9 protein-coding genes and 2 pseudogenes are annotated in these 12133 nt (G+C 70.4%); all 11 read right to left on the bottom strand.

Annotation, left to right across the window (positions count from 1 at the left end; translation table 11 throughout):
* Positions 1 to 1179, bottom strand: a 1179-nt coding sequence (locus tag AC5Y5E_RS30270) for a beta-ketoacyl synthase N-terminal-like domain-containing protein (RefSeq protein WP_499907697.1), incomplete at its 3' end; no start/stop codon positions are given.
* A 133-nt stretch (positions 1180 to 1312) separates the two neighbouring features.
* A complete protein-coding gene (locus tag AC5Y5E_RS30265; protein WP_499907695.1) occupies positions 1313 to 2374 on the bottom strand; it encodes a type III polyketide synthase in 1062 nt (353 codons plus the stop codon).
* A 472-nt stretch (positions 2375 to 2846) separates the two neighbouring features.
* The gene (gene argH / locus AC5Y5E_RS30260) at positions 2847 to 4265 is read right to left on the bottom strand and encodes an argininosuccinate lyase (protein WP_499907693.1); all 1419 of its coding nucleotides are present in this window, start codon (positions 4263 to 4265) and stop codon (positions 2847 to 2849) included.
* A 79-nt stretch (positions 4266 to 4344) separates the two neighbouring features.
* Positions 4345 to 5544: an argininosuccinate synthase gene (locus AC5Y5E_RS30255; protein WP_499907691.1), complete on the bottom strand. Its 1200-nt coding sequence runs from the start codon at positions 5542 to 5544 to the stop codon at positions 4345 to 4347.
* Between the two features lie 12 nt (positions 5545 to 5556).
* The gene (locus AC5Y5E_RS30250; RefSeq protein ID WP_499907689.1) at positions 5557 to 6054 is read right to left on the bottom strand and encodes an arginine repressor; all 498 of its coding nucleotides are present in this window, start codon (positions 6052 to 6054) and stop codon (positions 5557 to 5559) included.
* Entirely contained in the window at positions 6051 to 6977 is a 927-nt protein-coding gene (gene argF / locus AC5Y5E_RS30245) for an ornithine carbamoyltransferase (RefSeq protein WP_499907687.1), read from the bottom strand. The genes AC5Y5E_RS30250 and argF overlap by 4 nt, the downstream gene beginning before the upstream one ends.
* The gene (locus AC5Y5E_RS30240) at positions 6974 to 8158 is read right to left on the bottom strand and encodes an acetylornithine transaminase (RefSeq protein WP_499907685.1); all 1185 of its coding nucleotides are present in this window, start codon (positions 8156 to 8158) and stop codon (positions 6974 to 6976) included. Before AC5Y5E_RS30240 ends, argF begins: the two co-directional genes overlap by 4 nt.
* Positions 8155 to 9042, bottom strand: coding sequence for an acetylglutamate kinase (argB, locus tag AC5Y5E_RS30235; RefSeq protein WP_499907683.1), 888 nt, complete (start codon positions 9040 to 9042; stop codon positions 8155 to 8157). Before argB ends, AC5Y5E_RS30240 begins: the two co-directional genes overlap by 4 nt.
* On the bottom strand, positions 9039 to 10253 hold the full coding sequence (gene argJ, locus AC5Y5E_RS30230) for a bifunctional glutamate N-acetyltransferase/amino-acid acetyltransferase ArgJ (protein ID WP_499907681.1): 1215 nt from the start codon (positions 10251 to 10253) through the stop codon (positions 9039 to 9041). The genes argB and argJ overlap by 4 nt, the downstream gene beginning before the upstream one ends.
* Positions 10250 to 11309, bottom strand: a pseudogene (argC, locus tag AC5Y5E_RS30225) (N-acetyl-gamma-glutamyl-phosphate reductase). The gene argJ and the pseudogene argC overlap by 4 nt, the downstream one beginning before the upstream one ends.
* 137 nt (positions 11310 to 11446) lie before the next feature.
* Positions 11447 to 12133: pseudogene (locus AC5Y5E_RS30220) on the bottom strand (hypothetical protein); the annotation flags it as partial.

The raw sequence follows: 12133 nt of genomic DNA, 5'->3' as shown, positions 1-12133 counted from the left end.
CACCATCTTGATCACCCCGGCCACCCCGGCGCCCGCCGACGTGTGACCCATGTTCGACTTGATCGACCCCAACCACAGCGGCTCGGTGCGGCCCTGGCCGTAGGTCGCCAAGATCGCTTGGGCCTCAATCGGATCCCCGAGCATGGTGCCGGTGCCGTGCCCCTCCACGACGTCCACGCCGGCCGCCTCGAGGCGCGCGCTGGCCAGCGCCGCACGGATCACCCGCTGCTGCGACGGCCCGTTCGGCGTCGCCAGCCCATTGGAGGCGCCGTCCTGGTTGACCGCCGAGCCCCGCAGCACCGCCAACACCGGATGCCCGAGCCGTCGCGCATCGCTCAGCCGCTCCAGCACCAGCATGCCGGCGCCTTCGGAAAACCCGGTCCCGTCGGCGGCGCCCGCGTACGCCTTGCACCGGCCGTCGACCGACAGCGCCCGCTGCCGGCTGAAGTCGACGAACATCGCCGGGGTGGCCATCACCGTCACGCCGCCGGCCAGCGCGAGGTCGCACTCCCCCGACCGCAGTGACCGCGCCGCCAGGTGCATCGCCACCAATGACGAGGAGCACGCGGTGTCCACCGACACCGCCGGGCCCTCCAGCCCCAGCGCGTACGCCACCCGGCCCGACGCGATGCTCAGCGTCGTACCACGCATCCCGTAGCGCTCCAGGTCTCCTGGCACCCGGCCCGCGCCGCCGTACGAACCGTGGAAGACCCCGGCGAACACGCCGGTCGACGAACCCCGCAAGCCCAGGGGGTCGATCCCGGCCCGCTCGAGCGCCTCCCAGGAGATCTCGAGCAACAACCGCTGCTGCGGATCCATCGCCAGGGCCTCGCTCGGCGCGATCCCGAAGAAAGCGGCGTCGAAACCGGCCACGTCGGCAAGGAACCCGCCCTGCCGTGAATACGACTTCCCGACCGCGTCGGCGTCCGCGTCGAACAGGTCCGCCAGGTCCCAGCCGCGGTCGGTGGGAAAGTCCGACACCACGTCGCGGCCCTCGGCCACCATCGCCCACAGGCCCTCGGGCGAATCGACCCCGCCCGGATAACGGCAACCCATGCCCACGATCGCCACCGGCTCGGTCGCCTGGGCCAGGTATTCGCGGTTCTCGCGCTTGAGCTGCTCGTTTTGTTTCAGGGACGCGCGCAGGGCCCTCACGAGCTCTTCGTGAGTGCTGTTCATGAGCCCCGGCCTCTCGGGTTACTCAATCGGCGCCAAGCCGCGCGACGATCATCGCCATATTCTCTCAACGGCCGCTCGTGCCGTCTGCGGATCTCGTCAACTGCGGGCGCCAGGGGTCGCGCCACTCGTGGACTCAATGCCAGCGCAGGAGCACGAGCTCAGAACAGAATCCGGGACCCATCGCGATCATCAGCCCGGGGCTGTCGCTGGGCGGCGGCTTGGCCAGGGTGTCGCGCAGCACGTGCAGCACCGACGCGGACGAGAGGTTGCCGATCTCGCCGAGCGAACGCCAGGTCAGCTCCAGGGCCTCCGGCGGCAGGTCGAGGGTCTTGACGATCGCCTCGATGACCTTGGGACCGCCGGGATGGCTGACCCAGGCGCCTACGTCCGTCGTGGTCAGTCCGTGCGCACCCAGGAACCCGGTGACGTCGTCGTACAGGTACTGCTCCACGACGCCGGCCACGTCCTTCGACAGGACCAGCTCGAACCCGGTGGCGCCGACGTCGTAGCCCATCGTGCGCAGCGAGTCGGGGTAGAGGTGGCTGCGCGAGTCGATGATGTCGGGACCCGCGGCGCCGATCTGCTCGGCGCGGCGCTCCCCGACGGCCACCACCGAGCCCGCCCCGTCGGCGAATAGTGCGCTGCCGACCAGGCCGGCCACCGTCGGCTTGTAGCCCGGGTAGGTCATCGAGCACAGCTCCACCGACACCAGGGCGGCGACGCCGTCCGGCGCTCCGCGCAGGTAGTCGTTCATGCGGGCGACCCCCGCGGCGCCGGCCACGCAACCCAGGCCGAAGAGCGGCACCCGCCGCACGTCGGGTCGCAGGCCGAGCCGCCCCGCGATGCGGGCGTCCAGCGACGGCACCGCGATGCCGGTGACCGTCGTGGTGATCAGCACGTCGAGGTCCTGCGGCTGCAGCCCCGCCTCTTCCAGCGCGCCCGACAGCGCCTCGCAGCCGAGATCCACCGCGTGTTCGATGAACACCCGGTTGGCGACGCTGAAGTCTGTCAGCGTCGGGTATTTCTCCAGCGGCAAAACCAGGTGGCGGCCGTTGACTTTGGAGCTGGCGTGCAGCTGGCGAACGAGGTCCTCGTATTCGGCGAACTCCGGGATGCTGATAAAGAACTCGGTCAACTCCCGCTGCGAATAGCGGTGAGGCGGCAGGGCGCCGAAGACACCTGCGATGACGCTCATTGGTCCCACCCTTTTGGAGACGTGTAACTAGGCCGATAGGTTCAGCCAGATCGCTTTTCGAGCTGAAAGCTTAGCCGGGTTTCATAAGTTAGGCAGAAACAGGGCGCGGACCTGCGGCGTTAGCTGGGGCGGTGGGAGACGAGCCGACATCGGGTGGCCGTCGACGCCGCGCGCGCGGCGCGGAGGCGCAACGCCGGCGGAGTGACTCGGTGAAAGTCCCAATGCATTCCGCGCCGCAATAATTTGCCGCTGCGTCAATATAGCGGCGGCCTGGCGCCGCCCCCATCGGGGCCCGGGAACAACAACGCAGACTCATCAAACCGCAACGGGAAAAACTACGCACCGCCGCCATTCGACGCGAAAGAGATTTATCAGCATTGCGAGCCGATCGGCGGTATTGCCGGGCAAACAAGCCGATGGCATTTGTATTCAACGGTCCGATTCCCGACCACCTCCGTTCGACGATTCGCGGCTATGGCTTCGCCCTTAGGCGGTCCTTGAGCTCGGCGCACCTGGCCAGCACGGCGTCGAGCTGCTCGGCGACCCGGGTGGGCGCGGTGCCGCCCCTGGAGTCCCGCGAGGCCACCGAGCCCTCGACGGTCAGCACGTCGCGGACCTCCGGCGTCAGCTCCGGGCTGATGGCGGCCAGTTCGTCGTCGGTCAGCTCGTCGAGCCCGACGCCGCGTCCCTCGGCGGTCCGCACGGCCGCCCCGGCCGCCTCGTGCGCGGATCGGAAGGGGACGCCCTGCCGGACCAGCCACTCCGCGATATCGGTGGCAAGCGTGTAGCCGGCCGGCGCCAGGGCCGCCATCCGCTCGACGTCGAACGTCAGGCTGGCCACCAGCCCGGCCATCGCGGGCAGCAGCAGCTCCAGCTGGGCCACGGCATCGAACACCGGCTCCTTGTCCTCCTGGAGGTCCCGGTTGTAGGCCAGCGGCTGCGCCTTCAGCGTGGCCAGCAGCCCGGCCACGTTTCCGATCAGCCGTCCCGCCTTACCGCGGGCCAGCTCCGCGATGTCGGGGTTCTTCTTCTGCGGCATGATCGAGCTGCCGGTCGACCACGAATCGTGCAGGGTGACGTAGCCGAATTCCGTCGAGCTCCAGATGATGATGTCCTCGGCCAGCCGGGACAGGTCGACGGCGATCATGGCGAAGACGAACGCGGCCTCGGCGGCGAAGTCGCGGGCCGCGGTCGCGTCGACGGAGTTGTCGGCGGCGGCGGCGAAGCCCAGCTCCGCGGCGATCGCGTCCGGGTCCAGGCCCAGCGACGACCCGGCCAGCGCGCCCGAGCCGTATGGGGAGATCGCCGCGCGACGGTCGAAGTCGACGATCCGGTCCACGTCGCGCAGCAGCGGCTGGGCGTGCGCGAGCAGATGGTGTGCCAGCAGGATCGGTTGGGCGGACTGCAGGTGGGTCTTGCCGGGCATGATGGCGCTCGGGTGCGCGGCGGCCTGGGCGGCCAGCGCGGCGACGACTTCAAGCGTTTCGGCCGCGACCCGTCGGGCCGCGTCACGCAGCCACATCCGAAAGAGCGTGGCCACCTGGTCATTTCGCGACCGCCCGGCGCGCAACCGGCCGCCCAGGTCGGGCCCGACCCGGTCGATCAGCCCGCGCTCCAGGGCGGCGTGCACGTCCTCGTCGGTCACCAGCGGCGCGAAGCTGCCGTCGGCCACATCCTCGGCGAGGCTGTCCAGGCCGGCCAACAGCCCGTCGCGCTGCTCCTCGTCGAGCAGCCCCGCGCGGAACAGAATCACCGTGTGCGCGCGCGACGCGATGATGTCGTAGGGCGCCAGCACCCAGTCGAAATGCGTCGACTTGCTCAGCGCGGCCAGCGCGTCGGACGGCCCGTCGGCGAACCGCCCGCCCCACAGCGACCCCTCGCGAGTGCTCACGTGGCCCTCACTGCTGCGCGAGCGACCGCATAGGTACACACATTGCGGCGTGTCGTCGTGCAGACACGGTCGCTCGCGGTCACGTGGCCCGGTCCCGGCGGGACGCGATCTTCGAGGACAACCCGTGCACGTAGACGAAGCCCTTCGCGGCGGACTGGTCGAAGCTGTCGCCCTCGTCGTAGGTGGCCAGGTTGAAGTCGTACAGCGACTCGGCGCTGCGCCGGCCGTTGACCGCGATGTGCCCGCCGTGCAACACCATTCGCACCTCGCCGGTCACGTGCTCCTGGGTCTTGGCGACGAAGCTCTCCAGCGCGTCCTTCAGCGGCGAGTACCACAGCCCGTCGTACACCAGCTCGGCCCAGCGCTGGTCGGTGTGGCGCTTGAACCGGCCCAGCTCGCGCTCCAGCGTGACGTGTTCGAGTTCGGTGTGCGCGGTGATCAGCACCATCGCGCCCGGCGCCTCGTAGATCTCGCGGCTCTTGATCCCCACCAGCCGGTCCTCGACGACATCGAGGCGGCCCACCCCCTGAGACCCGGCCCGCCGGTTGAGTTCCTCGATGGCCTGCAACATCGACACCCGGTTGCCGTCGATGGACACCGGCACCCCGCGTTCGAAGCCGACGATCACCTCGTCGGGCGTGCTCCAGTTCAGCGTCGGGTCTTCGGTGTAGGAGTAGACGTCCTTGGTGGGCGCGTTCCAAAGGTGTTCCAGGAAGCCGGTTTCCACCGCACGGCCCCACACGTTCTGGTCGATCGAGAACGGGGAGCGCTTGGTGACGTTGATCGGGATGGCGTTCTCCTCGGCGAACGCGATCGCCTTCTCCCGCGTCCAGGCGTAGTCGCGGACCGGCGCCAGTACCTCCAAATCCGGTGCCAGCGAACCGAATCCGACCTCGAACCGGACTTGGTCGTTGCCCTTGCCGGTGCACCCGTGCGCGACGATACTGCCGCCGTGCTCGCGGGCGGCCGCGACCAGGTGCTTGACGATCAGTGGCCGGCTGATCGCCGACACCAGGGGGTAGCGGTCCATGTACAGCGCGTTGTTGAGCACGGTCGGCAGGCAGTAGCCCTCGGCGAACTCGTCGCGGGCGTCGACGACGACGGCCTCCACGGCGCCGCAGTCCAGAGCCCGCTGGCGGACCACCTCCATGTCCTCGCCGCCCTGGCCGAGGTCGATCGCGACCGCGACCACCTCGCGGCCGGTCTCCTTGCCGATCCAGCTGATCGCCACCGAGGTGTCCAGCCCGCCGGAATACGCCAGGATGACGCGTTCTGACATTGATCTGTCTCCTTACTTGATCTGCTCGAGCATCGTGGCGAGTTCCGCGCCGGTCATCGGCTCGCGGGCAACCACCAGGATGGTGTCATCGCCGGCAATGGTGCCGACCACGTACGGTAGGGCCGCGCGGTCGATCGCGCTGGCCAGATAGTGGGCCGCGCCCGGAGGGGTGCGCAGCACCGCGAGGTTGCCGCTGGCGTCGGTCGACACCAGCAACTCGCCGAGCAAGCGCGACATCCGGTCGGTGCCGCCGGATACCCCACGCACCGGGCTGCCGTCCTCGGGAACGATGTAGACGCCGACGCCGCCGTCGGCGCCGCGCAGCTTCACCGCGCCCAGCTCTTCGAGATCGCGCGACAGCGTGGCCTGGGTGACGTCGATGCCCTCGCCGGCCAGCCGGGCCGCCAGTTCGCTTTGGCTGCTGATCGACTCCGACGACAGGATCGCCACGATGCGTGCCTGCCGCCCGGCGCGGGTGGTGGTCTCGGCGGTGGCCTTCGATCGGGTCATCGGGATCGCTCCAGCAGCCACGCCAGCAGCGCCTTTTGGGCGTGCAGCCGGTTTTCGGCCTCGTCCCACACCGCGCTGGCCGGCCCGTCCATCACCTCGTCGGTGATCTCCTCGCCGCGGTGGGCCGGGAGGCAGTGCAGCACAACAGCTTCCGGGTCGGCCAGCCCGACAAGCCGCGCGTTGAGCTGAAACGGCCGAAACGGCCCGACCCGGTCCAGCCCGTCGTTCTCCTGCCCCATCGACGTCCAGGTGTCGGTGACGACGACGTCGGCGCCCTTGGCCGCGGCGTCGGGGTCGGTGGTAACGGTGATCGACGCGCCGGTGGCCTCGGCGCGCCGTTCGGCGGCGGCCAGCAGCGCCGGGGCGGGCGCGAAGCCGTCGGGGGCGGCGACGGTGACGTGGATGCCGGCGGTCACCCCGCCCAGGATCAGCGAGTGCGCCATGTTGTTGGCGCCGTCACCGAAGTAGGACAGCCGCAACCCCTTCAGCGACCCCTTGCGTTCGGCGATGGTCTGCAGGTCGGCCAGGACCTGGCAGGGGTGGAAGTCGTCGGAGAGCGCGTTCACCACGGGCACCGTCGCGCTGGCGGCCATCGCCTCGAGCCGGTCCTGCCCGAAGGTCCGCCAGACGATGGCTTCGACGTAGCGGGACAACACCTTTGCGGTGTCGCTTAGTGTCTCGTCGCGGCCCATCTGGGTGCTGCGGGCGTCGACGACGACGGCGTGCCCGCCGAGCTGGGCAATGCCCACCTCGAACGAGAACCGGGTGCGGGTGGAGTTCTTGTCGAAGATGACCGCCACCCCGCGCGGCCCCTCCAGGGGGCGGCGGGCGAAGGGGTCCTTCTTCAGCTCGGCGGCCAGCTCGAGCACTTCGGCCTGTTCCGCCGGTGACAGGTCATCGTCACGCAGGAAGTGCCGGGTCACGCTGCGGCCCCGTCCAGGATGCCGGGCAGCGCGGCGATGAAGCCGTCGATCTGGGCCTCGGTGATGATCAGCGGCGGCGCCAGCCGGATGACGTCGGGGGCCGCCGCGTTGACCAGGAAGCCGGCCTCGCGCGCCGCCGCCTCGGCATCCTTCGCCGCCGGCGCCGAAAGCACGATGCCCCAAAGCAATCCGCGTCCGCGCACGTGGTCGATCAGCGGGTGCCCGATCCGCTCGATGCCGTGGCGCACGGACTTGCCCAGCACCTCCGCGTGCCGGACGAGGTCCTCCGCGGCGATCACCCGCAGCACCGCCAGCGCCGCCGCGGTGCAGATCGGGTTGCCGCCGAAGGTGCTGCCGTGCAGGCCGGGGGTGAGCAGTTCGGCGGCCGGCCCCACGGCCAGGCACGCCCCGATCGGCAGCCCGCCGCCGAGCCCCTTGGCCATGGTGACGATGTCGGGGGTGATGCCGTCGTGCTGGTGGGCGAAAAACGCTCCGGTGCGGCCCATCCCGGTCTGCACCTCGTCGAGGACCAGCAGGGCGCCGTGCCGGGCGGTGATGTCCCGCGCGGCGGCCAGGTAGCCCTCGGGTGGCACGACGACGCCGCTCTCCCCCATGATCGGCTCGAGGATCACCGCGGCGGTGTCGTCGCCGACGGCGGCGGACAGCGCGTCGGTGTCGCCGTACGGCACATGTGTGACGTATCCCGGCAGCGGCTCGAACGGCGCCTGCTTGCTCGGCTGGCCCGTCAGCGCCAGGGATCCCATCGTGCGGCCGTGGAAGGCCTCTTGCGCGGCAACCAGTTTCGTTCGACCGGTGAGCCGCGACATCTTGAACGCCACCTCGTTGGCCTCGGTGCCGGAATTGCAGAAGAACACCCGCGCCGGCGAGTCGGCCCCCAACAGCGCGACCAGTTCCTCGGCCAGCGCGATGCCCGGTTCGGTGGCGTAGAGGTTGGAGGTGTGCCCCAGCGTGGCCATCTGGTGCGTGACGGCCTCGATGACGGCCGGGTGGCGATGGCCGAGGACGTTGACGGCGATGCCGCCGAGCAGATCCACGTAGGTCTTGCCGTCCACGTCGGTGACGACGGCGCCGTCACCGCTGGCGAGCGCCACCGGCGGGGTGCCGTAGTTGTGCATCATCACGGCGTCCCACCGTTGCTTCAAAGTGTCGGTGTGGCTCACGCGCTCACCACCTTTGTTCCGGTGCCCGCATCGGTGAAAAGCTCAACCAGCACGCAGTGTTCGACCCGGCCGTCGATGACGTGCGCGCTGGGCACACCCCCGGTGACGGCCCGAAGGCACGCCTCGACCTTGGGGATCATGCCGGTTTCCAGCGTGGGCAGCAGCCGCGCCAGTGCCACGGTATCGATTTCGCTGACCAGCGACGCGCGGTCCGGCCAGCTGGTGTACAGGCCTTCGACATCGGTGAGCATCAACAGCTTTTCGGCTCCCAGGGCTTCGGCCAGCGCCGCCGCGGCGGTGTCGGCGTTGATGTTGTGGACCACGCCCTCGGCGTCGGGGGCCAGGGTCGAGACCACCGGAATGCGCCGCGCCGCAATCAGATCCAGCACCGCGGCGGTGTTGACCAGGTCGACGTCGCCCACCAGCCCGATGTCGGTGGCCACGCCGTCGACCGTGACGCTGCGCCGCACCGCGGTGAACAGTTGCGCGTCCTCACCGGTGATGCCGACGGCGTAGGGTCCGTGCGCGTTGATCAGGTTGACCAGTTCGCGGCCTACCTGGCCGAACAACACCATCCGCGCCACGTCGAGCACTTCGGGTGTGGTGACCCGGAATCCGCCCTTGAAGTCGCCTTCGATGCCGAGCCTGCGCAGCATGGCGGTGATCTGGGGTCCGCCGCCGTGCACGACGACGGGATGGATGCCGCAGTTGCGCAGGAACGCCATGTCGGCCGCGAAGGCGTGGCGCAGCGCGTCGTCGGTCATGGCGTTGCCGCCGTACTTGATGACGACGACCTTGCCGTGCAACTGCTTGAGCCACGGCAGGGCTTCGGCCAGCACCTGCGCTTTGACCTCGGTGGGTAGCGCGTCGACATTCAGGGTCATGAGCTGTAGGCCGAGTTCTCTTCGACGTAGCCGTGCGAGAGGTCCGTGGTCCGGACGGCGGCCCGCCCGTCGCCGACGCGCAGGTCGACGGTGATGTCGATATCGGCGCCCGAAAGGTCCACCGCGCGCGCGCCGGGCGCGCCGACCCCGTCGATGCACACCGCGAACCCGTTGAACGACACCCGGATTCGTTCCGGATCCAGGGCGATCGGCGCCATGCCCACGGCCGCGAGCACCCGGCCCCAGTTGGGATCCGAGCCGAACACCGCCGTCTTGACCAGGCTGTCGCGGGCGATCGCCCGGGCGGCGGTCAGCGCATCGTCCTCGGAGGCGGCCCCGGTCACGGTGACGGTGACGCGCTTGGTGACGCCCTCGGCGTCAGCCTGCAACTGGACGCACAGGTCATCGCAGACCCGCAGCACCGCGTCGTCGAGGTCGGCCTGGGACGGGGTGATCTCGCTGGCGCCCGAGGCCAGCAGCAGCACGGTGTCGTTGGTCGAGCAGCACCCGTCGATGTCGAGCCGGTCGAAGGTGCGGGCGGTGGCGCGGCGCAGCGCCGCGTCGAGCGCGTCCGGCGAGACGGCAGCGTCGGTGGTGAGCACGCACAGCATGGTGGCCAATGACGGGGCCAGCATGCCCGCGCCCTTGGCCATCCCGCCGACCGTCCAGTTGTTGGGGTGGTGCAGCGCAATCTGTTTGGGCACGGTGTCGGTGGTCATGATGGCCTGGGCGGCGTCTTCGCCGCCGGTCAGCCCGCCGGCCATCTCGTGCACGATCTCGCGCACCCCGGCGAGCACCTTGTCCATCGGCAGCCGGTCGCCGATCAGCCCGGTGGAGCAGACGGCCACCTCGATAGCGCCGGTCTCGGTGCCCCAGTCCGACAGTGCCGCCGCGACCGCTTCCGCCGTGGCGTGGCTGTCCTGGAAGCCCCCGGGACCGGTGCAGGCGTTGGCGCCACCGGAGTTCAGGATGACGGCGCGCAGCGCCCCGGCGTTCAGCACCTGCTGGCTCCACAGCACGGGCGCGGCCTTGACCTTGTTGCGGGTGAACACACCGGCGGCCGAGTAGTCGGGCCCTTCGTTGAAGACCAGCGCGAGGTCGCGGGCCCCGGATGCCTTGATACCCGCGGCGATTCCGGCCGCCCGGAACCCGGCCGGGGCGGTGACACCCTGTTCGCGCAGCAACCGCGCGGCGGCGGCGAGGCCGGTCACGGCGCCACCCCCACCACCGAAAGGCCTTCGGTCTCAGGCCAACCCAGCGCCAGGTTCATCGACTGCACGGCGGCGCCGCCGGTACCCTTGACCAGGTTGTCGATCGCGGCGATCGCCACGAACGTCTCCGCGGCCTCGTCCACCGCCACCGCGATGTGCGCGGCGTTGCTGCCGATCACCGACCCGGTGCGGGGCAGCTGCCCGTCGGGCATCAGGTAGATGAAAGGCTCCCCATCGTAGGCCTTTTCATAGGCGGCCCGCAGCTGCGAGAGCGGCGCTCGGGTGCGCGCGGTGCAGGTGGCCAGGATGCCGCGGGAGGTCGGGATCAGCACCGGAGTGAACGACACGGTGACGTCGCGGTCGGTGACGGCCCCGAGTCCCTGGGCGATTTCGGGGGTGTGCCGGTGCGCGCCGGCGATGTTGTAGGCCCGCGCCGACCCGATGACCTCCGAGCCGAGCAGGTCGGTCTTGGCGGCCCGGCCGGCCCCCGAGGTGCCGCTGACGGCGACGACCGTGACCGCCGGCTCGATGAGGTCCTCGGCCATCGCGGGCGCCAGTCCGAGCAGCGCCGCCGTCGGGTAGCAGCCGGGAACCGCGATGCGGCGCGCGCCGCACAGCCGCTCGCGTCCGCCGGGCAGCTCCGGCAGCCCGTACGGCCAGCTGCCGGCGTGGCTTGTTCCGTAGAACCGCTCCCAGGCGGCGGCGTCGGTGAGGCGGAAGTCGGCGCCGCAGTCGATAATCAGGGTTTGCGGGCCGAGGCGTTCGGCCAGCGCGGCCGAATTACCGTGCGGCAGGGCCAGGAACACCACGTCGTGGTCTTTCAGGACGCCTTCGTCGGTCGGCTCGACCACGCGCTGGGCCAACGGAGTCAGATGCGGATGGTGCTCACCCAGCGCGCTGCCTGCGCTCGCCGCCGCGGTCAGAGCACCGATCGTGAGGCGGCCGTCGGCGTAGCCCGGGTGCCCGAGCAGGAGCCGTAGGATTTCCCCGCCTGCATAACCGGTGGCGCCGGCAACCGCCACCCTCAACACGTCGGCCATCTCGACGATTCTGCATGGTTATGCAGTCCTTTGCAAATCCATTCCGCGAGCCGGTTGCGGGGCGGTGTGCGCCCAGGAGGTCGCGTTCGGGCAAGGCCTTCGCTTCGCTTCGGAAATGGCGAGGCCTACACGACTCTCCTGGGCGCCACCGGGCTATGCGGCGAAACTGAAGCTGGCATCCAGGGCGGCCTGCAGCGAGAGCTCCAGGTCGGTCAGGGCGGTGTTCAGCGCGATGACGAGCGACCCGCCGGTCTGTTCCAGCGCGGAGGCCGCGCCGGACAGGCCGGTCGCCAGATCCGTGCCGAGCCCCAGCAGGCCGGGAGCACCCACGCCCAGGGTCGACGCGAAGCCGCCGAAGAGCGCGCCGCCGACCTGGGCCGCGGTGTTCTCCCAGATCATCGCCACCGCGTTGCCCGTGCCGACCAACCCAGACAGGCCCGCCGCCAGGCTGCCACCCAGGGCTTCGCCGGCGTGAGCCAGCCCGAGCAGGCCGCCGCTCAAGCCGGCCGCCAGGGCGGCACCGGCCTGCCCCAGGCCCGCGGCCAGGCTCGCCGACAGGGCGGCGTTGATCGACAGCATCAGGTTCGGAATGTTCAGCGCCGGCAGCGATGCGAGGAAGTTGGCCGCCAGGGTTTCGCCGGTCTGGATCGCCCCGTTGATGCCGGCCGCAATGTTCGCGGCCAGGTTCTCACCGGTCTGGATCAGCCCGTTGAGGTTGGCGCCCAGGTTCAGGCTGCCACTCAGCGCCGCGTTCAGCGACGCGCCGAACCCGTTGAGCGCCGCGCTCAGCGACGCACCGAGCGAGCCACCCAGGCCGTTGAGCGCGCCCGACAGCGCCAG

Source organism: Mycobacterium sp. NGS54 (genome assembly GCF_059812465.1).
This window is presented reverse-complemented; position numbering and strand designations above follow the sequence as displayed.

Coding starts and splice junctions, on each gene's coding strand:
- AC5Y5E_RS30265 (WP_499907695.1), bottom strand. CDS start 2,374: ATGAGCGTCATCGCAGGTGTCTTCGGCGCCCTGCCGCCTCACCGCTAT.
- AC5Y5E_RS30255 (WP_499907691.1), bottom strand. CDS start 5,544: ATGTCAGAACGCGTCATCCTGGCGTATTCCGGCGGGCTGGACACCTCG.
- AC5Y5E_RS30250 (WP_499907689.1), bottom strand. CDS start 6,054: ATGACCCGATCGAAGGCCACCGCCGAGACCACCACCCGCGCCGGGCGG.
- argB (WP_499907683.1), bottom strand. CDS start 9,042: ATGACCCTGAATGTCGACGCGCTACCCACCGAGGTCAAAGCGCAGGTG.